This window comes from Streptomyces sp. NPDC006733, from assembly GCF_040636125.1.
GTDB lineage: Bacteria > Actinomycetota > Actinomycetes > Streptomycetales > Streptomycetaceae > Actinacidiphila.
The window spans coordinates 1-21,819 of record NZ_JBEYJD010000086.1 but is presented as its reverse complement, the minus strand read 5'-3'; the positions used below and the strand labels follow the sequence as shown (position 1 = coordinate 21,819).

Genomic DNA, 21,819 nt, shown 5'->3' with positions numbered 1-21,819 from the left:
GACCCACCGGACCGGAGGGTCGGCGCGGCCGATGACGGGGGAGCGTGCGCCGCGGCGCACCGCGGGCAGCGGCCGGTGCCGCTGCCCGCGGGCTTCTCCGGTGCCGGTCAGTACCGGGTGGTGACGGTAACGCCGCTGAACGCCGTCCGGGCGTACAGGCTGATGTAGCGGTACCCGGCGGTGGTGTTGGTGACGGTGATGGACTCGGTGTTCCCCGCCGCGGTCGAGCGCGCTGTGTAGGCCGTGGCGGTCGCCCAGGTGGTGGGGTTGTAGTACAGGTCGGCGTTGCCGGTGCCGCCGGTCGTCGTGACGGTGAGCGTGGTGGTGCCGGCCGGCAGGTAGAGGTAGAGGTAGTCCAGGTTGCCGGTCGTGGCCGACCGTCCGGAGCGGGAGCAGTTGCGGTCCATGACACGGGCGTCGGCGCTCGTGCAGGGCGGCAGGGCGCCGCTGACCGTGACGGGCTTGGCGGTGGTGGAGGTCAGGCCCTTGGCGTCGGTGACGGTCAGGGTGACCGTGTACGTGCCGGCGGCGGCGTACGTCCTGGAGGGGTTGGTGGCGGTGGAGGTGGTGCCGTCGCCGAAGTTCCAGGAGCGTGCGGTGATGGTGCTGCCGGTGTCGGTGGACCGGTCGGTGAGGTTCACGGTCAGGCCGGAGACGGTGGCGTCGAAGGCCGCGGTCGGTCCGCTGCCGGTGCCGCCGCCGCACGCGCCGGCCGCGCACGCGTCGAGCCAGGTGTTGAAGTCGGCGTCGTAGCGCGTGCCGATGCCGGTGTTGTAGAGGGCGTAGGCGCCGGTGTAGTCGCCGGTGCGGAACTTGGCCAGGATGTCCCGGACGTCGGCGGGGTGCTTCTCGACCATGTAGCGGACGGCCAGGTACCCCCACGGATAGGTGCGGTCCAGGCTGCTGTTGTCGTACGTGCTCTGCCACAGGGTGCTCAGCGCGTACGTGTGGCGGCCGGCGTCGGCGATCGCCTCGGTGTCGGGCAGGCCGCGGTAGCTGTAGGAGACGTATTCGGCGAAGCCCTCGATCCACCAGATGTCCGGGACGCCCTGGCCGGCGGTGAAGTCGCCGTACATGTCGTAGCGTCCGTCGAGGTAGTGCGTGTACTCGTGGTTGAGGTTCCAGATGTCGCCGGGGAAGCCGTCGTTGACGCTCTTGACGTAGGACAGGAAGCGGGCCTGGTTGCCCGGCGCGGCGGGGTCGCCCTCCAGGTACATGCCGCCGTTGTCGGTGCTGTTGCCGAAGATCCAGCCGGAGTAGACCTGGTAGTCCTTGGGGCTGGCGAACGTCACGATCTGGATGTTGGTGTTGTTGTCGTCGGCGACCGGGCCGCTGTCCTTGACGATGGTGTGGAAGTACGCGTCCTGGCCCTTGAGGCTGGTGCACGCGGCGGACAGGGCGGCGGGGGTCAGGGACTGGGCGCGGAAGGTGTGCGCGGCGTCGCACGCGTAGGTGATGGGCAGTGCGGCGGCGGTGAGCTGGGCCTCGAAGCCGCAGGTCGCGTAGTACGAGCACTGGGCCTGGTCGTAGGTGTCGGTCATGGCGGCGACCCCGACCCACAGCGGGGCGGTGGTGCCGGTGATCGCGGACCCGTTGAGCAGGCTCTTCGCCAGCGGCCGGACCTTGGCCCGGAGGGCGGGCGTGTCGAGGAAGCGGGCCATCTCGGTGCCGGCGTTGGCGTCCAGCCAGAACCAGGTGCCGTTCAGCACGTCGCGGTGGTTGAGCGCGAACGCGCTGAGCGTGTCGATGATGCTCGGGTCGGCGGTGACGGCGCTGATGTAGGCCGGGTTCCAGTGGCCGCGGAAGATCGGGGTGAAGACGTCGTTGACCGCGGTGTCCATGCTCCAGTAGGCGTCGAAGGAGCTGTTGTAGGCGCCCAGCACCCTCTTGTAGGTGCCCAGGTACCGGGCCTGCTCGTTGGCGCTGTCGGTGAGGATCATGACCTCGCCCAGGACGTCGCCGTTCGCCGAGCTGACGTCCAGGAAGTGCGGGGAGGCCACGAACGTGTCGAGCGCGCCTTCGGTGGCGGTGGCCAGGGCCGGGCCGTACGGCCCGACGGTGGAGGCGTTGTAGGACTGCACGTAGTAGCCGGCGCGCAGGAACAGCACGAGCTGCCACACGTTGCCGGAGTTGTCACCGGGGTAGCTCCGCGCCGAGTTCTGGAAGGCGTTGGCGACGGTGACCATCTGCGCCTCGCGGAAGGCGTTGTAGGCGTTGGTGCCGGTCAGGCCGAACAGGGTGTTGACGCAGCTGGTGGTGGAGGCCTGGATGAAGGCGACCAGCGCGGAGCCGGTCCTGGCGAAGTCGGCCGGGGTACAGGACACCGCGGCGGCCCTGTCCGCGGCGGCGCTCGGCGCGGTCCTCGACGGGGTCGCGGAGGTGACGGGCCGCTTCGGCGGCAGGTGGGCGGCGTCGATCGGACGGTGCCGCGCGTCGGCGCGGTCCGTCGCGTCGGGGTGCGAACCGAGTGGCGGCGGCGCCGTGGCGGACCGGGCGGCCGGTCCCTGGCCGGCGTCCGCCGCCGTGGCCGCCGGCGGCCGGAGGAGTGTGGCGACGCCCAGGCACAGGGCGAGGGCGAGTATCAGGAGTGCGGTGAGACTTCTTCGGAGCGGTGGGGTGTTCACGTGCCGCCTCCCAGCGGTGTGAAGGCCGTGCGTCATCGCACGGCGTGGGGGGAGAGAACCGCGGGCCGAGATGCGCCGTTTGGCATGGACACAGCCTGCGCGCAATAACATTGCACATGTCACATCGCAGGAGAAGGGGTCGACGCGAACCGCCGGCATTTTCTGCGGGGGAACGGCAGGAGGACGCCAGGAGGACAGCGGCGGGACGGCAGCAGGACGGCGGCAGGAGCAGAACGGGGGCCGGGTCGGCGGGATCAGGGGCCGTGCGGCGTCCGGTTCAGCGGAACAGGGCGGCCAGTTCCGTGCGCGACCGCACGCTCAGCCGGGCGAAGACATTGCGCAGGTGGTACTCGACGGTGCGGGAGCTGAGGACGAGCCGGTCGGCGATCTCGCGGTTGGTCGCTCCCTCGGCGACCAGCTCGCAGATGCGGACCTGCTGGGCCGTCAGATCCTGTCCGTGGTGCGGCACGGACGTCCCGGCCCGGTCGCCCGCCGCGCGCAGCTCCGCGGTGGCGCGCTCCGCCCACGGGCGGGCCTGGCACTGCTGAAAGATCGTCAGGGCGTCGCGCAGCAGACCGCGGGCCGCGCGCGGCTTGCGGGCCCGCCGCAGCCGGCTCGCGAAGAACAGCTGGGTCTTGGCCATCTCCAGCGCGGCGTGGTCGTCGTGGTGCAGCCGCAGCGCCTCACGGAAGTGCTCCTCCGCCAGCGAGGGGTTCTCGGCGAGCAGGCCGTGGCACCGGTGGGCCAGCGCCCGCCGGCCCGGCCCCGCGCTGCTGGCGGCCCAGCTGTCGAACGAGCGCAGCGCGCGGGCGGCCGCGTCCCGGTGGCCGCAGCGGATCGCCGCCTCGACGAAGTGCGGTGCGGCCATGGCGCGGATCGCCAGGTTGATCTGGCCGACGCCGGCCGACATGTGGCTGAACCGGGCCAGCGCGTCGGCCGGGTGGTCCTCGACGAGGTCGAGGCAGGCGGACGCCCAGCAGTTGAAGGCGCTGGGCCGCCCGAGCTCGCGCGCCGCGACCTCGTGGGCGGTGGTCCCCAGCCGGAGCGACGCGGTGGCCCGGTCGCCCTGCAGGGCGGCCAGCAGGGCCAGGATCGACAGGTGGTCCACCGCCAGGTTGCGCTGGCCCGTCGACTCCGCCAGCCGCAGCCCCTCCAGGGCGGCGGTCTCGGCGGCGGCGTGCCGGTCGAGCATCAGCGCCGACAGCGCCTGGTAGACGAGGGCCGCGGGCACCAGCGCGTGGGCGCCGGTCTCGACGGCGTCCTGGACGGCCGCGACCGCCAGCGCGTGGGAGCGCTGCGTGTTGCCGAGCGTGTAGGCGGCCTGGCTGGCCCAGATCGCCGGCTCGGGTCCGGCGACCGTGCCCGCCAGGCGCAGGACGCGGTGCAGGGCGTGGCTCGCCTCGTCGTGCCGTCCGTGGAAGGTGGCGGACATGCCGGCGAAGTGGTCGAAGATCAGACGGAGTTCCGGCGGGTCGTCGGTGCGGCGCAGCCGGCGGGCCTGTTCGGCGAGGGCGAAGTAGGCGGCGAAGTCCCCCGCCAGGCAGCTCGCCTCGCCGGCGAGCATCAGGGCGCGCGAGGCGAGGTGCCGTGCGGGGGAGAGCAGGTTGACGGCCTGGGAGAGGTCCCGGCAGGCGCGTGCCGGGACCGCGTTGCGCAGTTCGATCTCGCCCTGCACGAGTTTGCGCAGCCCCCGGGTGGTGGGCGGCCCGTAGCGGGTCGGGACCCGGTGCAGCAGCCCGAGGGAGTGCCGGAGCTCGCCGGCCGTCAGCCGGTCGGCGGCCGCGGTGACCAGCCAGCGGGCCCGGATCTGCGGATGCGCGGTCAGGTCGGCGCCCTGCTCCAGGACGGACGCGGACCCCGCGTGGTCACCGGCGGCGCGGGCCGCGGCCGTCGCGGTGTCCAGGTCCGTGACCAGTTCGGACCACGGGGCCTCGGCGACGGCGAGGCGGTGCACGGCCCGGCGCAGCGGGCAGCCGTCGGGGCCGGACCGGTCGGCCAGCTCCACCAGGGCCTGGTGGGCCGCGCGCTGGTCCGCGAGCGGGACGTCCGCGGACAGCACGGCCCGCACGAGGGGACCCGGCAGGGCCACCACGCCGTCGTCGCACACCACCAGGCGCGCCGCGAGCGCCTCGTCCAGTGCTTCCTGGAACCCCTCCGCCCGGGGTGCGACGGCCCGCACGCCGCCCAGGTGCAGCGGTCCGCCCACCAGGACCAGTGCCACCACGGTCCGCGCCGTGGCGGACAGTTCGGCGTAGCGCCGCCGGTAGTGGGCGCGCAGGCGGCCGGCCGCCGGCAGCACGAGCGGCCCGGACGGCAGGCGGGCTCTGCCCCCTTCGCCCGCCCCCGGCAGCGGCGCCGCTCCGGACGGGTCCGCCGCGCGGGCCAGTTCCAGCAGCGCCAGCGGATTGCCCTGCGCCAGGGCGACGATCTCGTCCGCCGGGTTCGTGCCGGGCGGGCCGCAGCCGCGCTCGGCCAGCACCCGCCCGGCCTCCCGGGGCGCCAGCGGTCGCAGCCGCAGCACCGTGACGCCCTCCAGCGCCGCCTCGGCGGGCCCTCCCGCGTCCGCCGCGAACACCGCCGCGGCGGCGACGCCGTCCAGCCGGCGCGCGACGAGGCCCAGGGCGCGCAGGGAGGCGGCGTCCAGCCACTGCGCGTCGTCCACGCACCACAGGTGCGGCCCGCTGCGGGCGGCCGACATCAGCAGTGCCAGGAGGCAGACTCCCAGCCGCAGTTCGCCTCCCGCGGGGGTGTTCCCGGCCAGCACCTCCTCCAGGACGCCCGCCTGGGCGGCGGGGAGGCCGCGGATCTCGGCGCGCATCGGCAGCAGCAGGCGCTGCAGCGCGGCCAGCGGCACCCCGGTCTCCGCCGCCGTCCCGCCGATCGTGTGCACGGTAAAACCGTCGGCGATCCGGGCGCTCTCCGCCAGCAGCGCGGAGCGTCCCATGCCGGGGTCCGCCGCGATCAGTACCGCGCCGCCCCGTCCGGCCCGCGCGTCGGCCAGCAGGCCGCCGACCAGCGCCTGTTCGCGCTCACGGCCGTGCAGCAGGCCCGGCAGCGGTGCACGCGGGCCCGGCGGTGTGGTGCGCGCGCCCGGCGCAGGATCCATGACGCCAGTGTTACGCGCGGGTAGCGAAAAACGGAATAGGGATGCGCGTTCTGTGGGCCGAACCGCCGCAGACGACCGGTGATTGCACCGGTCCGTACAGCGCTTTCCGCCCCCCACACTCCCCACGTCCCCCTGAGTGATCTCAGCGCCCCCAGCACCCCCAGGAACCGCAGCGTTCCGGGACGAAGGAGTCTTCATGCGACGGATATCCGCTGTCCTGCTCGCCCTGCTCACCGCGATCGGCCTGACCCTGGCCGCCCAGCCCGCCCCCGCGGCGGCGGCCGCCACCCACACCCCGGTCGTCTTCGTCCACGGCTACACCGGCAGCGCGAGCAACTGGACGACGGCCAGGGCCGTCTTCGCGGCAGGCGGCTACTCGAGCGGTGAACTGTTCGCCTACGAGTACGACTGGAGCAGGTCCAACAAGACGAGCGCGGCAGGGCTCGCCACCTACGTCCAGCAGGTGCTGGCACGGACCGGTGCGCAGCGGGTCGACATCGTCAACCACTCGATGGGCGGCCTGGTCAGCGACTGGTACGTCAAGCAGCTCGGCGGTCAGCGGTTCGTCCGCCACCTCGCGTCGATCGCCGGCGCCAACCACGGCACCACCTTCGCGGGCGCGTGTCTGATCAACGTGTCCTGCATCGAGATGTACCCGGGCTCGGCCTTCCTGGGAACCGTCAACGCCGGGGACGAAAGCCCCGGGGACACCAAGTACGCGACCTGGTACTCGCCCTGCGACGGCGTCATCCTGCCCTACACCAGCACCATTCTGAGCGGCGCCGCGAACAACCTCGTCGTCTGCCAGACCCACATCGGCTTCCTCACCGACACGCTCACCCTGAGCGCCGTGGCCAGGTTCCTCGCGACCTGACCGCCGTCCTCCTCGCCCGTGCCGGTCCCCGTCCGCCCGAGGGGACCGGCACGGGCACGGCTCAGGCGGGAGCGGTGAAGGTCCAGCTCCCGGCGGGCAGCCGGAAGGATGCCGCCCCCTGCGCGTACCCGAAGGGCACCGCCTGGGCGGGCGCGGTCACCGATGCCGCCGAGCCGGCCGGCACCCGGACGGCCGCCGAGGTCCCGGCGGGCACGGTGACCTTGAGGGTGAACACCCCGCCCGACACCGACCAGTCACTGACCGCCGGTCCGTACGGCGTCTCGTACGCGGACCGTGCCGAGGTCAGCCCGCCGCCCGGCCGCGGTGCGACCAGCAGCGACCGGTACCCGGGGGAGGCCGGGCCGAGGCCGCCGACCTGGCGGTAGAGGAAGTCGCCGACCGAGCCGAGCCCGTAGTGGTTGAACGAGTTCATCCCGGCATCCTGCAGGCTGCCGTCGGTTCTGATCCCGTCCCAGCGCTCCCAGATGGTGGTCGCGCCCCGGCTGATCATGTATCCCCAGCCGGGGTAGCCGGGCTGGAGCAGGATCTGGTATGCGATGTCGGCGCGACCGTGGTCGGCCAGGACCGGCAGCAGGTCCTTCACCCCGAGGAAGCCGACCGTCAGGTGGCCGCCGGCCGCGCCGATCCTGCTCACCAGCCGGTCGACCAGGGACTGCACCCGGTTCTCCGGGACCAGCCCGAAGGCCAGCGCCAGCACGTACCCGGTCTGGGTGTTGCCGGAGACCGTCCCGTTGGCGGCGACGAAGTAGTTGGTGAAGGCGGCGGCGACCCGGTCCGCGAGCGTGCCGTACGTGGCGGCCTCCGCGCTGCGCCCGGTGGCCTGTGCCATCCGCGACACCAGGCGCGCCGCCCACGCGAAGAACGCCGTGGAGATCACGTTGCGGGCCGTGTCGTCGTTGACGTTGAGCCAGTCGCCGAACCCGCCCTGGTCGCGGATCAGGTTCCCGTCGGCCGTGGACTTCAGGTACTCCACCCACCGGACCATCGCGGCGAAGTGCTCGTCGACGACGCGCAGGTCCCCGGTGCGCTGCCACAGGATGTAGGGGACGATGACGCCGGCGTCCCCCCACCCCGCGACGCCCGAGCCGTCCTGCGTGTCGGGCGCGGTGTTGGTGAACGACCCGTCGGCGTGCTGCGCGTCGGTCAGGTCGTCGGCGTACTTGTTGAGGAACGACGACATGTCGATGTTGAACGTCGACGTCTCGACGAAGGCGGCGATGTCGCCGGTCCAGCCCAGCCGTTCGTTGCGGCTCGGGCAGTCGGTGGGCACGGCGAGCATGTTGGACCGCTGGCCCCACACGATCGCCTGCTGCACCTGGTTGAGCAGGGTGCTGGAAGTGGTCAGGGTGCCCAGCTGCGGTGCGGAGGTCCAGGCGGTGCGCCCGGTGAGGGACGACAGCGTCGGGGTGCCGGGGAAGCCGGTCACCTCGACGTAGCGGTAGCCGTGCAGCGTGAACCGCGGCTCGTACGTCTCCGTCCCGGTGCCCGCGAGGGTGTAGCGGTCCGTCCCCAGGCCCGCCACCCGCAGGTTGTCGGTGTAGAGCGTGCCGTCCGCGTTGAGGATCTCGCCGTGCCGCAGCGTCACGACGGTGCCGGCCGGACCGGAGACCCGCAGCCGGTCCCAGCCGGTGGCGTTCTGCCCGAGGTCGAAGATCCACACACCGGGCTTCGGCTGCGTCAGCGCGACGGGGACGCGGTCGTACTGCACGCGCACGCCCTCGTCGACCTGCGACACCAGGTTCGGCAGCGCGCCCGGGCGCACCGTCACCGCGCCCCAGGCGCTGTCGTCGAACCCGGCGCCGTCCCAGCCCGCGAGGGCGTTGCGGGCGTCGTACTCCTCGCCCATCTGGAGATCGTCGACGCGGATCGGACCGCCGGTCTGCTTCCAGCTGCTGTCCGTGGCCACCAGCGCGGTCGTGCCGTCGGTGTACGTCAGGTGCAGCTGCGCCGAGTACCAGGGCTGCGGCCCGTAGAGCTGGGGACCGTGCCAGCCGACATGCCCGGTGTACCAGCCGTTGCCCAGCCACGCGCCGAGGGCGTTGGCGCCCTGCACGATCTGGCCGGTCACGTCGTACTCCTTGTACTGCACGCGCTTGGCATAGTCCGTCCAGCCCGGGGCGAGCGTGTCGCTGCCGACCTTGGCCCCGTTGAGCCGGGTCTCGTGCAGCCCCAGAGCGGTGGTGAACAGCCGCGCCCTGGCGACCGGTTTGCCGACGGTGAACGCCTTGCGCAGCAGCGGGGACGGTTTGGCCTGCGGTATCGCCACGCCCGTTCCCCATGGCCCGCCCCCGTATACAGCCACCGCTTTGGCCTGCACCCAGGCGGAGTCGTTGAAGCCCGGCTGCTCCCAGCCGGCCGGCACGCTCTGCGCGGCCTTCCACGTGGCGTCGGTGTTGACCACCGGGCTTCCGGTGGCGGTCAGTTGGGCGATCATGCCCGCGGGGGACTGGGTGGTGTTCTGCGTGGCCACCGCGACGGTGTTGAACCCGGCGTGCAGCCGGCTGGTGACGTCGACGACGGTGGCCTGCTGCCAGGCGGTGGCGGTGCTGACCTGGGTGCCGTTGACCCATACGGTCGCGGTGTCGTCGCCGGAGACGACGAGGGTGGCGGACGCCGGTGCGGCGGCGAGGGTCAGGGTCTTGCGGAAGTAGCGGGTGGCGGCCGGGACGCCGGAGGCCGGGTCCCCCTCCGGGTACCAGATCCAGGTGGCGCCGGTCAGCCCCACGGTGGACTGCGGCTGCCCGACGAAGGCGCCCTTCCACTCGCTCGCCGGGGCGAGCAGGCCGGTCTCGAAGATCCGGACCGCGCCCCACGCGCTGCCGCGCCCCTGGGTGTCCCAGATCCGCGCCCGCCAGTGGTAGAGGGTGCGCGAGGCGAGCGCCGGGCCGCCGTACACGACGTCGACGGACTGCCCGCTCGGGGTGCGGCCGCTGTCCCAGACGTCGCCGGTGCCGGCGTCGGCCAGGGCGGCCGTGGAGGCGACGATGAGCTGGTACGCGCCCTGCGCCTGGCCGCCGGGGCCGGTGAGCTTCCAGCCGAACCGGGGCCGGGCGGCGTCGAGTCCGAGCGGGTCGCTGCGGCGTTCGGTGGTGGCGGAGGCGACGCCCAGCGGCGAGGGGGCCGCGGTGTCGGGCGCGGCGACCCGGCTGCCCCACGGGGCCGCCCCGTAGGCCCCGAGGTCGGCGGCCGCGGGCCAGGCCGCGTCGTTGAACCCGGCCTGCTCCCAGGCGGCCGCCGCGCTCTGCGACGCCTTCCACGTGCCGTCCGTGACGAGGTCGACGCCGCTGCCGCCGGCCACCACGCGCACCCGTCCGATGAGGCCGGCCGGTCCCGCGGAGGTGTTGCGGGCCACGACCGCGAGCGTGTTCGCCCCGGTCACCAGCGCGGACTGGAGATCGACGTAGAGCGCCTGGCCCCATGAGTCGACCGCCCGCGGGGAGGAGGCCAGGGGCGTGCCGTTGAGCCAGACGTCCACGGTGTCGTCGCCGGTGACGACCAGCTGCGCTTCGGTGACGGCCCCCGCCGGGACGGTGAACGTCCGTCGGAAGTACCGGTCGCCGGCCGGGGCGGAACTCGCGGGGCTGCCCTCGGGGAACCACACCCAGTGCGCCCCGGTCAGGGCGACGGGCACCGCGGTCGCGCCGGTCGGTGCGGCGCTCGCGGTGGTGGCCGTGAGGGCGGGGAATCCCGCCGCGGCGAGGGCGGCTCCGCCGAGCCCCCATTTCAGGATCACGCGTCGTTCGTGCCCGGAGGAGGACGGCTCGTCGAGCGGCATGGCTACTCCCACCTAGGAATGAATCGATTCATTCGGCGGGATGCTACGGCGTCCGACCCCGGGGCGTCCAGGGGTTCGACAACCGCCGTCACGGCGCGAAGGAACCCGTCATCGCGCGGCAGAAACCGTTGGTGGCTCGATCTCTTCAGGGAGCGGACGCGATACAACCGCACCTGCCCGCAGCGGTGTTGCGGCGCCGCGGGGTGGGCGGACAGCGCCGATATCGTTTCAATTCGCGGCCCTGCCCAGGGAAGTCGGGCCGTGTCCGAGGGGGCGGCTCAGGGCCGGAGGGCCCGCGCCAGGCCGTCGACGGCGGCCTCGTCCACGGGTGCCGTTCCGGTGAGGGTGCCGATCAGCGCCTGGGCGAGGACGGTCGCGGTGCCGATCCGTGTGTCCTCCCGCTCGTCGCCGGTGACCTTCCCGATCACGGCGTCGCGCACCGACTGCGAGATGTCGAGGCCGCCGAACAGCTCGGGGAACGAGAGCGCCATCAGGCACACGCCGACGTTCGCGGCGAGGATCGACCGGCCGGCCAACTCTGGGCTCGTGCGCAGCCGCCCGGCATCGCGGCAGCGCTCCACGGCCGACAGCAGCAGGGCCTGCGCCTCCTTGATCGCCTGCGGCTTGCCGTCCCCTGTCGGCGTGAACATCAGCCGGTAGAGGTGGGGGTTGCCGAGCGCGAAGGCGACATGGCTGTCCCAGGCGGTCCGCAGGTCCGCCACCGGGTCGTCGGTGAGGGGGTTGCGCCGCTTGTTGGCCAGGAAGCGCTCGAACCCGAGGTCGGCGACCGCGGTGAGCAGGCCCGCCTTGTCCCCGAACTGGCGGTAGATCTCGGGCATGCCGACCTTGGCGCGGTCGCAGATGGTCCGGGTCGAGATCGCCAGCGCGTCCTTGGTGGCGAGCAGTTCCGCGGTGGCTTCCAGGATGCGCTCTCGTGCCGTCGACATGGCGCCCATGATATCAGCGCTAACGGCTCAAGGGTGGGTCGGATCCGTGACGGGAGAACGGCCACAGCGCATGGATGTAATCAACGCTTTCTCAATATGTTAGCGTTGAAAACACCTCGGGGGCCGGGCATCCGGGCCACCACGACAGCGAAGGAATCCCATGACTGCGTCCACCACCCTGCGCGATGTGATCGGCCTTCCCGGCGCACTGCCGCGACTGAACGCGTCGGTCCTGATCATGATCGACTTCCAGAACACCTACCGGAGCGGCGTCATGCGGCTCGACGACGCCGAGCGCGCCCTGGCCGCCGGCGCCCGCCTGCTCGCGGCCGCCCGCGCCGCCGGCACGCCGGTGGTCCACGTGGTCAACGACGGCGGGGAGGGGACGCCGTACGACATACGGGCCGGGATCGGCTCGATCAGCGACGAGGTCGCTCCGGTGGAGGGCGAGAAGGTGGTCGTCAAGCAGTTCCCCAACGCCTTCCACGGCACGGACCTCCAGGAGGCCCTGCGGGCCCTCGGCGCCGGAGGCGACCTGGTCATCGCCGGGTTCATGACGCACATGTGCGTCCTGGCCACCGCACAGGGCGCGTTCCACCTCGGCTACCGCCCCACCGTGGTCGCCGAGGCCACCGCGACCCGCCCGCTGCGGGCACCGGACGGGAGCACGCTAGCGTCCCACGCTCTGCAGGTCGCGAGCCTGACGACGGTCGGCGACCTCTACGGCACGGTCGCCCGCACGGTCGACGACCTGACGGCCGCGAGCCCGGCCGGCTGACCCGTCCGGGGCGGCCCCCGGGCGGACACCGGTCCGCCCTGATCGCTGGTGCCCGCGCGGGTTTCCCCCAACACTGATTCCTACAGGTGGCGACACCTGTGACGTATCCCCGTGCGCAGAGGAGACCTTGTGACGCCGTCCCCGCAGCAGCCCGTCAGGCGCCCGGCCCCCGGTCGGCGAGGAGGCCTCGTCGCGGCGGGCCTTCCCATAGCCGTCGCGGCACTCCTCGCCGCCGCCGCCGCGCCCGCGGCGGCCGGTACCGGGGGAGCGCCCGGGGTGAACGACCCGTACTTCCCGCTGGCGGGCAACGGTGGGTACGACGTCCAGCACTACGACCTCACCCTCGGCTACGACCCCGGCACCCGCCATCTCGACGGGCGGGCGGTCATCACCGCGCGGACCACCCAGCGGCTGAACCGCTTCAACCTCGATCTGAACGGGCTGACGGTTACCGGGATCACGGTCGACCGGGCCGCCGCGTCCTTCCACCGCGAGGGACAGGAGCTCGTGGTCACCCCCCGCAACGCCCTCGCGAAGGGCCGCGAGTTCCGCGCCACCGTCACCTACGCGGGCATACCCCAGCCGGTCACCGACCCGGACGGCTCCCTGGACGGGTGGATCCCCACCGACGACGGGGCCTTCGTCGCCGGTGAGCCGCAGGGCGCCATGACGTGGTTCCCGGCCAACAACCACCCTCTGGACAAAGCGAGCTACGACTTCACCGTCACCGTCCCGCAGGGGCGCAGCGCCGTCGCCAACGGCGTCCTCCTCGGGCAGACGACCACCGGCGGACGGACCACGTTCCGCTGGCGGCAGTCCGAGCCGATGGCCGCGTACCTGGCCACCGCGACCGTCGGCACGTTCAAGGTCGAGCAGTACACCACCCCGGGCGGCCTGCGGATCTACAACGCCGTCGACCCGCGCGAGGCGGCCGCCGCGGCGCCGGTGCTGCGGAAGCTGCCCTCCGTTCTGGAGTGGGAGAGCGGGCTCTTCGGCCCCTATCCGTTCCGCGGCGCCGGGGCCGTCGTCGACCACGCGCCGAAGGTCGGCTACGCGCTGGAGACCCAGAGCCGCCCGCTGTACGACCGGGCGCCCGACCTGGGCACGCTGGTCCACGAGAGCGCCCACCAGTGGTTCGGGGACTCCGTCTCCCTCACCACCTGGAAGGACATCTGGCTCAACGAGGGCTTCGCCACCTACGCCGAATGGCTCTACGACGAGCAGCACGGTGGCCCGAGCGCGCAGAAGACCTTCGACGAGCTGTACGCCGAGCCGGCGGACAGCGAGGTGTGGGCCTTCCCGCCCGGCGACCCCGGCAGCGGGGAGCACCTCTTCGAAGCGCCCGTGTACTCGCGCGGCGCCATGGCCCTGCACCAGCTGCGCCGGGCGGTCGGCGACCGGACGTTCTTCCGGATCCTGCGCGCCTGGGCCACCGACCACCGGGACGGCCACGGTACGACCGCGCAGTTCGTCCACCTCGCGGAGCGGCAGTCCGGCAAGGACCTCGGCGGGTTGTTCCACACCTGGGTCGGCACGGCGGGCAAGCCCTCCCGCCCCTGACCGGGCGCGTGGCGGAGGTCAGTTCCCGTCCTCCGCCACGCCGTCCCCGACCGCCCGCAGCAGGCGTTGCCCCAGTGTGCGCACGGCGTCCTCCAGCTCCCGGGGGCGGACGACGCGGAACGGCGCTTTGATCGCGGTGAGTTGTTCGGCGTACCACTGCGGCTCGTCCGTGGTGGCGATCAGCCGCGTGGTGAGCGGGCCCATCGGCTCGCGCCGTCCCAGATTGCGCGGCAGCCAGCGCGCCACCGCTTCGGCGGGGGCGTCGATGACGATCTCCACCTGGTACTTCCACCCCTCGGCGAGGTGCTCCTCGATCGCCTCCGCCGGGTCGAGGCCGGCCGGCGGGGGATCCGCGGGGCCGAGCACGGCGAGGGTGCCGATCCGGTCCACGCGCAGCACCCGCCGCGCGTCCTTCGTGTGCGACCAGCACAGCAGGTACCAGCGGCCGTGGCGCACGACGACCGCCCACGGGTCGACGTCCATGACGCGCTCCCGGCCGGGGGCGGGCCGGTAGCCCAGTCGCAGCCTGCGCTGGTCGGCGCAGGCCTGGACGAGGGCGGCCGTGGTCTCCGGGCTCGGGGCCGCCGCCTGGGGGTCGGGGCTGCGCGCGGTGACCGCCCGCACGGTCCGGGCCGGGTTGGCGACGGGCTCGGGCAGCACCCGCATGATCTTGCCCAGCGCGCTGCCCACCGGATCGGCGGGGTCGGCCGGGTCGCGATGCCCGTCCAGCACGGCCATGACCAGCCCCAGGGCCTCGCCCCGGGTGAACATCAGCGGCGGCACCCGCAGCCCGCGCCCCACGCGGTATCCGCCGTGCGGTCCGCGCGTGGACCCGATCGGGACGCCCGCCTCCCGCAGGATGCCGACGTACCGGCGCGCCGCCCGCTCCGAGACCCCGAGCCGGTCGGCCAGCCGGCCCGCCGTGATCCCCGGGGTGTCCTGGATCAGTTCGAGGGCCAGCAGCGCCCGGGCGGTGGGGCTCTCGTCGTGCCGCATCGGCCACCCGTCATTCCGGTCGTGGATCGTCCGGAACCCACCGTAGTCTCCCCGTCATGGCTGAGAACACCGAGGCGGTCCTGCGGGAACCGCCCCTCGCGGGTACTGAGATCGACACGCTGCTGGGCTCCCTGGAACGCCTGCGGCGGACGTTCGAGTGGAAGTGCGGGGGACTGGACGCGGCGGGGCTGCGGGCGACGGTCGGCGCCTCGTCGATGACCCTGGGCGGGCTGCTCAAGCACCTGGCGCTGGTGGAGGACGACGTCCTGTCGCAGAAGCTGCTCGGAAACCGGCCCGCGGCCCCGTGGCGCGCGGTCGACTGGGACGCCGATCCCGACTGGGAATGGCGCACCGCCGCCGCCGACACCCCCGAGCACCTCCTCGCGCTCTGGCAGGACGCGGTGGCCACCTCACGCGCCGGCGTCCGGCAGGCTCTCGCCGAGGGCGGCCCGGGACACCTCGCGGCGGTCGTCCGTCCGGACGGCGGCTCGCCCAGCCTGCGGCGGCTGCTCGTCGACCTCATCGAGGAGTACGCGCGCCATGTCGGGCACGCCGACGTCCTGCGCGAGTCGGTCGACGGGCTGGTCGGAGAGGACGCCCCGCGGTGACGCCGCCGGAGCCCGACCGGGGCCGGCCGGTCGCCGACGACCAGGTCAGGATCGTTCCCGCCGACGAGGCGTCCTGGGACGACCTGCGGGCGATCTTCGGTACGGCGGACTACGCGTCCAAGTGCCAGTGCCAGCGCTTCAAGATCCTCGGCGACCACTGGACGGCGCTCCCGCTCGCCGAACGCGCCGAGCGGCTGCGGGAGCAGACCGGCTGCGACGACGCGGGGGCGTCATCGACGAGCGGCCTGGTGGCCTACCTGGACGGGGAGCCGGCCGGCTGGTGCGCGGTCGAGCCCCGCACCGCCTTCCCCCGGCTGGCGCGCATGCGGGTGCCGTGGACCGGCCGGCAGGAGGACAAGGCCGACGACGGCGTCTGGGCGGTGACGTGCCTGATCGTCCGCAAGGGCTTTCGCGGCCGTGGCCTGACCTACCCGCTCGCCCGCGCCACGATCGGCTTCGCCCGTGAGCGCGGGGCGCGCGCGATCGAGGCGTACCCGATGATCACCCGGCCCGATGTCGAGATCACCTGGGGTGAACTCCACGTGGGCAGCCGCAACGTCTTCGCCGACGCGGGCTTCGCGGAGGTGAGCGCGCCGACGCTGCGCCGGGTCGTCATGCGCGTCGACTTCCGAGCGGAGCGGCCGGTCGGGACAGCGTGACGCCGGGACGCGCGCGCCGGACCGGACGGGTCCGCCGCTCGCTCCGCTCCGGTACGCAGCGGGGCCGTTCGTAAATGGCTGGCGGGCGTCCGCGTGCGGCGGGAGGATCCGCAGGGTCGGATCCCCGCAGTCCGGGCCGACCCGAACCCCGGGGATCCGCTCCATCCGCCAGCGAGGAGTGCTGATGCGCGAGGTTGCGTCCGAAACGCCCCGGCCCGAAGTCCGCACGCCCTGCGGGGTGCTGCGCGGCAGCTGGGAGGAGGGCGCGGCGGTCTTCCGCGGCATCCCGTTCGCCCAGCCGCCGGTCGGCCCGCTGCGGTTCGCCGCGCCGCGGCCTGCGGCGGGGTGGGACGGGGTGCGGCCGGCGGTGGCGTTCGGCCCGCCGCCCCCGCAGGGCGGCGCGCTGGGCATGGCCGCGTCGGTGCGGGACGAGGTGGGCGACGACTGGCTGACGGCCAACGTCTGGACGCCGGAGCCGGGACCGGGGGCGGGGCTGCCGGTGATGGTGTGGATCCAGGGCGGCGCGTACGTCGTCGGCATGTCCGGCCTCCCCGAGTACGACGGGGGCCGTCTGGTGCGGGACGGCGGCGTCGTCCTGGTGACGTTCAACTACCGGGTGGGGTTCGAGGGGTTCGGCGGGATCGAGGGGGCGCCCGCCAACCGGGGCCTGCTGGACCAGGTCGCCGCCCTGGAGTGGGTGCGCGACAACATCCGGGCCTTCGGCGGCGACCCGGACCGTGTCACGGTCTTCGGCCAGTCGGCGGGCGCCGGCTCCATCGCCGCCCTGCTGGCGATGGAGCGAGCGGCCGGGCTGTTCACGCGGGCCGTCGCGCAGAGCGTGCCGGGTACGTTCTTCTCGCCGGAGCTCGCCGCCGACATCGCCGCCGCCTGCGCCGCGGAGCTGGGGCTGCGGCCGACGGCGGCCGACCTGGCGGCCGTGGCACCGGCCCGGCTGTCCGCCGCAGGTGACGCGGTCGGCGACACGATGGGCCGGTGGGCCGAGCGCTGGGGGCAGGCGGCGCACCGGTCGATCCCGTTCTCACCCGTCCTCGACGCCGACACGCTGCCGGTGACGCCGTGGCAGGCGCTCGCCGGCGGTGCCGGGCGCGGCATCGGACTCCTCGTCGGCCACACCCGCGACGAACAGCGGCTGCTCACCGCGCTCCAGGGGCTGCTGGGCCGGGTGACGCCGGAGCAGGCGGCGAGCGCCCTGGACGTCTTCGCCCCCGGCCCGGACGGCGCCCGCCGCTACCGCGAGGGCTTTCCGGCGGCCGGCGCGGACGAGCTGTACGAACTGGTCCACTCCGACTGGCTGTTCCGCATGCCGAGCCTCCACCTCGCCCGGGCCCAGATCGCCGGCGGCGGGTCGGCGCACGTCTGTGAACTGACGTGGCCCGCCCCGGGCATGGGTGGCGCGCTCGGCGCCTGCCACGGCCTCGACGTACCGCTCGTCTTCGGCAACCTGGACCGCGGGCAGCCCGCCCTGCTGTTCGGCGAGGACCCGTCCGCGGAGGCGCGGGAGCTGTCCGCCCGGATGCGCACCGCATGGACCGCGTTCGCCACCTGCGGCGATCCCGGCTGGCCCGCGTACGACGCCGGGCAGCGCCTCGTGCGGCTCTTCGACACCCGGCCGCTCGTCACCGCCTACCCGGAGGAGACCTCCCGGCTGATCTGGCAGGACCACACCTTCCCGGCGCTGCCGCTCATCGGCGGGTGACGCGACGGGGTACATCAGGAGGCGTCCTGGGATCGGAGGCATGCGCACGCCGCAACGGGGCAGCCGATCACCGACGTCCATGCCGTGCGAGGAGGAACAACGATGCTGATGGCCCATCCCCTGGTGCTGAGGCAACTGGTCGAGGAGTACGAAGGCCTCGCGGCCCTCGCCCGCACCCAGGATGTGGGTCCGCGGATCCACCGGCAGCTGCAGGACGCGGCGTTCACGCTCTGCGTGTCGACGGACCGTCAGGACGTGGACGCGGCCCTGACGGCCGCCCGGGAGCAGCTGGACGGCGGCCTGTACGGCACCGCCGTCCGCCGGCGCTCCGCCGGACGGCGTACCGTCGCCGCCTGAGCGCCCCCGCGCGGGTCGACGGCGGCATGGTGTCGGTCGGGCTGAACGCGGTCGAGTCGGTCACGGACACGTACAGGTAGTCCATCAGCGTGGGCACCCGGTCGGACGTGACGCTGGAGCCGTCCGCGACCTCCTGGACCGCGTCGTCGTTCTCGTCCTGCGAGAAGCGGAAGTCCGCCAGGGGCAGGTCGGCGCGCGGCGCCTGACCCGGGTCTCGGCCCGACTGCGGGTCACGGCATCACGGGCGTCAGCAGCGGATCCATGGTGATCAGCCTCCTGACCGGTGCATGCCCTGCCGCGAGGCGGTCATGCGTCGCCCGGGGCCCCTCGGTGTGCGCCGCTACGCCGTACGAGCAGCAGTGCTGCGTCGTCGTCGTGGCCGGTCGCGCGGGCCGGCTCCATGGCCCGGTCGGCGAGTTCGTCCAGTGGCGCGCCCACCCGCTCGCGCAGCGTGCCGCCCAGCCGGGCCAGACCCTCGTCGACGCTGAGCCGCGGACCTTCCACCACACCATCGGTGACCAGGGCGAACATACCGCCCTCGGGAAGGGCGTACTCGACGATCGGGTACGCCGCCCCGGGCATGATGCCCAGCGGCAGGCCGCCGGGCGCCTCGCGGACCGCCGTGGTGCCGTCCGCGTCGGCCTGCACCAGGGGGACATGGCCCGCCCGCGCGGTGCGCAGCACGCCGTCCGGGGTCACCAGGACGTAGAGGCAGGTGGCGAAGGTCCTGACGCCCATCCGCAGCATCAGCTCGTTGGTGCGGGCCAGGACCTGGTCGGGTTCGGGATCCTGCCAGACGTACGCGCGCATGGCCGTGCGCACCTGGCCCATCAGGGCCGCCGCGGTGACGTTGTGGCCCTGGACGTCGCCGATGATGCAGGCCGCCGCGCCGTCGGGGAGGTCGATGACGTCGTACCAGTCGCCGCCGACGTCGAGGCCGGTCCTGGCGGGCACGTAGCGTGCCGCGATCTCCAGCCCCTCCAGGGCCGGAAGCCGCTGCGGGAGCATGCTCCGCTGGACGGCGTTGGCCAGCTCGACGCGGGCGCTGTGCAGGCGGATGCGCTCCCAGGCCTGGCCGGCCAGGTTCGCCAGCGCGCCCAGCAGCGTCCGCTCCTGGGGGGTGAGCCGGCGCGGCCGGTTGTAGGTGATCACCCAGCCGCCGAGCGGGCGGCCGGCGCCGGCGAGGAACGGGACCATCACGAAGGACTCGGCGCCGGTGGCGTGCAGGAGGCTGTGGGCCTTGGGCCAGGTCGCGCGGTAGTCGTCCCGGCTGGCGATGAACTGCGGACGTCCGGTGCGGATCGCCTCGGTGAGGGGCTTGGGCGCGTCCAGGGGCAGCCCGTTCAGGGAGTGGGCGAGCGCGGGGTCGATGCCGTCCCCGAACGTGACGCGCAGCCGGTCGTCGTCGACGACCGCGAGCAGGGTGCCGGTCCCGCCGAAGGCCGGTGCGAGGCGGTGCAGGATCGCGTCCGTCAACTCCGCCTCGGTCGATGCCGCGATGAAGGAGGCCGACAGCTCCGCGACCAGGTCACCGCGCCGCAGCTCGGAGGCGTAGGCCTCGCTCAGCGCGCGGTGCCGCTCGACGCTCGCCGTGGTGTCGGCGGTGGTGCCGACGACCCGCCGGGGACCGCCGAAACCGAACCGGACCATGCGCGCACGGGTGCGCAGCCAGCGGTGGTGGTCCTGCCCCCCGGTGACCCGGTAGTCGACGTCGACCCGGTCGCGTTCGCCGCGCCGCAGTTCGTGGAAGACCTCGGCCACCCGCTCGCGGTCCTCCTCGTGCAGGGTGGCGAAGAACCCCTCCAGGTTCAGGCTCTGTCCCGGGCCGATCCGGTGGTGGACCTGCTCGCCGTCGAGCCAGCTGATGCGGTCGCGGTCCTCGTCGTACATCCACAGCGACTCACCGGAGAGCACCGCCCCGATCCGCAGGGTCTCCCAGTTGTCCCAGCGGCGCCCCTCCTCCAGGCGTATGAGCAGCACGTCGGCCTCGTCGTCCTCGCCGCGCCCCTCGAGGTACGCCGTGCCCACGCGGGTGGCGGACACCATGCAGATGACGCTGCCGTCGGCCACCTCGAACTCCACCGGCTGCTGCGACGGCCCGTCCCCGCCGCCGGTCCCGCCGGCCCGGCCTCCCGCCATCAGCAGGGACCGGGCGATGTGCCGGCTGCTGTCGGTGACCAGTGCGGTGAAGGGGCGCCGGGTGATCGCGTCGGCGTCCTGTTCCAGCAGCCGGCAGGCGCGCGGGCTCGCGCGCACGATCCGGCCGCCGCCCGGCTCGGTGCCGGAGTGCGGGACGGAGACCGTCAGCCACGCGGTGCCGGACCCCGGGGCGTCCTCGTCCCGGATGTCGTTCGGGAACTCGATCGCGATCGTCATCGGCTATTCCACTCGGCAGGGGACGGCGGCACTTCCAGCGTTCCCCGCCGGGCCCGCCGGGGCGCGGGACCTTGGTCACGACGTCGCCGGGCGGAGGTCCGCAGTTCCGTGCCCGCCGCCTGCCGCCCGCCGCCGGTTGCCCTGTCGGGGTTGCCCTGTCCGGGTGGCGCGGCGCCCGTGCCGCGCGTGGCTGTTCCGGGCCCGGGTACACGCCGTAGGACGTCAGCAGGGAAGTCGTCCAGACGCGCACAACGGAGGTACTCGTGGATCCGGAGCAGGCCGGCGGCGCCGTGCTGTTCGATGTGGACGGCACGCTGATGGACACGGTCTATCTGCACACCGTGGCGTGGTGGGAGGCGTTCCGGCAGAAGGGGCACCAGGTGCCCATGGCGTCGATCCACCGCACGATCGGCATGGGCTCCGACCACCTGCTCGACCGCCTGCTCGGCGAGGACCGGGACCGCGACGAGGACGAGGAGCTGAGCGCGGCCCACACCGCGCTCTACGCCCAGTACTGGTCGCGCCTGCCCCCGCTGGAGGGCGCGGCCGACCTGCTGCGCGCCTGCGCCGACCGGGGGTGGACCGTGGTCCTCGCCAGCTCCGCGTCGGGCGAGGAGTTCCAGGTGATGAAGGAGGCCCTGGGCGCGGACGACGCGATCGACGCGAGTACCAAGGCCGACGACGTGGACGCCAGCAAGCCGTCGCCCGACCTCGTGCAGGTGGCGCTGGAGCGCGCCGGCGTGGCGCCCGAGCGGGCGGTGTTCGTGGGCGACGCGGTCTGGGACGCGCAGGCCGCGGGGCGGGCCGGGGTCCGCTGCCTCGGGGTGCTGTCCGGGGGAGTCTCCCGCCAGGAGCTGCTGGACGCGGGAGCCGAGCAGGTCTACGAGGGCCCGGCCGACCTGCTGGCCCGACTGGCCGACAGCCCTCTGAGTGACCCGCGGCGGCGCTGAGCCCCGCCGGCCGGCAAACTGCCGTATGCGTCCTCAATTGCCTGGTATGGACGTGTCGCACCGGGGTAGGCGGCGGGTGCACCACCCCGTACCGATCGTGGAGGAGACCTCATGGGTACCGAAGACAAGGCCGAGAACACTGCGGACAAGGCCAAGGGCAAGGTCAAGGAAGCTGCCGGCAAGGCCGTCGGCAACGAGCGCCTCGAAGCCGAGGGCAAGACCGACCAGGCCAAGGGCGATGTGAAGCAGGCCGGAGAGCACATCAAGGACGCGTTCAAGGACTGATCCGTCCGTCCCGCGACTCCGGGCCGCAGCCATGCGTGGCTGCGGCCTTCGCATGTCCGGACGTCGGCGGGCCCGGACGTCCGCAGGTCCGCTCAAGGAACTCGCCCAACTCCGGGACGCCTATCTGACGGCGCGCCGCGCGGAACGCGCGAGCGCCGCATAACCCTGACCCAGGGCCAATGCTTT

At 73.6% G+C, this 21,819-nt stretch carries 15 protein-coding genes; 9 read left to right on the top strand and 6 right to left on the bottom strand.

What is annotated here, in order from left to right:
- Positions 1–107: 107 nt before the first annotated feature.
- Together ABZ721_RS39375 and ABZ721_RS39370 are read right to left on the bottom strand one after the other, a co-directional pair.
- Positions 108–2,624: a collagenase gene (locus tag ABZ721_RS39375; RefSeq protein ID WP_358793647.1), complete on the bottom strand. Its 2,517-nt coding sequence runs from the start codon at positions 2,622–2,624 to the stop codon at positions 108–110.
- Between the two features lie 277 nt (positions 2,625–2,901).
- Positions 2,902–5,730, bottom strand: coding sequence for a LuxR C-terminal-related transcriptional regulator (locus ABZ721_RS39370; protein ID WP_358793646.1), 2,829 nt, complete (start codon positions 5,728–5,730; stop codon positions 2,902–2,904).
- Between the two features lie 196 nt (positions 5,731–5,926).
- On the opposite strand from ABZ721_RS39370, the gene ABZ721_RS39365 reads away from it, so the two are divergent.
- Positions 5,927–6,604 (top strand): alpha/beta fold hydrolase, encoded by a 678-nt coding sequence (locus ABZ721_RS39365; protein ID WP_358793645.1) that lies wholly within the window; start codon positions 5,927–5,929, stop codon positions 6,602–6,604.
- 61 nt (positions 6,605–6,665) lie between these two features.
- Here the strand turns inward: ABZ721_RS39365 and ABZ721_RS39360 are convergent, their stop codons facing one another.
- Both ABZ721_RS39360 and ABZ721_RS39355 read right to left on the bottom strand, forming a co-directional pair.
- A complete protein-coding gene (locus tag ABZ721_RS39360) occupies positions 6,666–10,400 on the bottom strand; it encodes a family 78 glycoside hydrolase catalytic domain (RefSeq protein ID WP_358793644.1) in 3,735 nt (1,244 codons plus the stop codon).
- Positions 10,401–10,678: 278 nt separating this feature from the next.
- Positions 10,679–11,347 carry a TetR/AcrR family transcriptional regulator gene (locus ABZ721_RS39355; RefSeq protein ID WP_358793643.1) on the bottom strand — a complete coding sequence of 223 codons (669 nt, stop codon included), beginning with the start codon at positions 11,345–11,347 and terminating at the stop codon, positions 10,679–10,681.
- Between the two features lie 160 nt (positions 11,348–11,507).
- On the opposite strand from ABZ721_RS39355, the gene ABZ721_RS39350 reads away from it, so the two are divergent.
- Entirely contained in the window at positions 11,508–12,125 is a 618-nt protein-coding gene (locus tag ABZ721_RS39350) for an isochorismatase family protein (protein ID WP_358793642.1), read from the top strand.
- A gap of 207 nt (positions 12,126–12,332) precedes the next feature.
- Positions 12,333–13,685 carry a M1 family metallopeptidase gene (locus tag ABZ721_RS39345; protein WP_358793648.1) on the top strand — a complete coding sequence of 451 codons (1,353 nt, stop codon included), beginning with the start codon at positions 12,333–12,335 and terminating at the stop codon, positions 13,683–13,685.
- Between the two features lie 18 nt (positions 13,686–13,703).
- Here the strand turns inward: ABZ721_RS39345 and ABZ721_RS39340 are convergent, their stop codons facing one another.
- The gene (locus tag ABZ721_RS39340) at positions 13,704–14,681 is read right to left on the bottom strand and encodes a WYL domain-containing protein (RefSeq protein ID WP_358793641.1); all 978 of its coding nucleotides are present in this window, start codon (positions 14,679–14,681) and stop codon (positions 13,704–13,706) included.
- Positions 14,682–14,737: 56 nt separating this feature from the next.
- Between ABZ721_RS39340 and ABZ721_RS39335 the strand changes: the two genes are divergently transcribed.
- From ABZ721_RS39335 to ABZ721_RS39320, 4 genes are all read left to right on the top strand, one after another.
- On the top strand, positions 14,738–15,289 hold the full coding sequence (locus ABZ721_RS39335; RefSeq protein ID WP_358793640.1) for a DUF664 domain-containing protein: 552 nt from the start codon (positions 14,738–14,740) through the stop codon (positions 15,287–15,289).
- Positions 15,286–15,948 carry a GNAT family N-acetyltransferase gene (locus ABZ721_RS39330; protein ID WP_358793639.1) on the top strand — a complete coding sequence of 221 codons (663 nt, stop codon included), beginning with the start codon at positions 15,286–15,288 and terminating at the stop codon, positions 15,946–15,948. The genes ABZ721_RS39335 and ABZ721_RS39330 overlap by 4 nt, the downstream gene beginning before the upstream one ends.
- A 184-nt stretch (positions 15,949–16,132) precedes the next feature.
- Entirely contained in the window at positions 16,133–17,665 is a 1,533-nt protein-coding gene (locus ABZ721_RS39325) for a carboxylesterase family protein (RefSeq protein ID WP_358793638.1), read from the top strand.
- Positions 17,666–17,767: 102 nt separating this feature from the next.
- Positions 17,768–18,022 (top strand): DUF5133 domain-containing protein, encoded by a 255-nt coding sequence (locus ABZ721_RS39320; RefSeq protein WP_358793637.1) that lies wholly within the window; start codon positions 17,768–17,770, stop codon positions 18,020–18,022.
- Between the two features lie 306 nt (positions 18,023–18,328).
- Here ABZ721_RS39320 and ABZ721_RS39315 read toward each other — a convergent pair whose 3' ends face one another.
- On the bottom strand, positions 18,329–20,398 hold the full coding sequence (locus tag ABZ721_RS39315; RefSeq protein ID WP_358793636.1) for a SpoIIE family protein phosphatase: 2,070 nt from the start codon (positions 20,396–20,398) through the stop codon (positions 18,329–18,331).
- A 263-nt stretch (positions 20,399–20,661) separates the two neighbouring features.
- Here ABZ721_RS39315 and ABZ721_RS39310 point away from each other — a divergent pair, with 263 nt between their 5' ends.
- Positions 20,662–21,348: an HAD family hydrolase gene (locus ABZ721_RS39310; RefSeq protein WP_358793635.1), complete on the top strand. Its 687-nt coding sequence runs from the start codon at positions 20,662–20,664 to the stop codon at positions 21,346–21,348.
- 111 nt (positions 21,349–21,459) lie between these two features.
- Positions 21,460–21,633 carry a CsbD family protein gene (locus ABZ721_RS39305; protein WP_358793634.1) on the top strand — a complete coding sequence of 58 codons (174 nt, stop codon included), beginning with the start codon at positions 21,460–21,462 and terminating at the stop codon, positions 21,631–21,633.
- Positions 21,634–21,819: the final 186 nt, after the last annotated feature.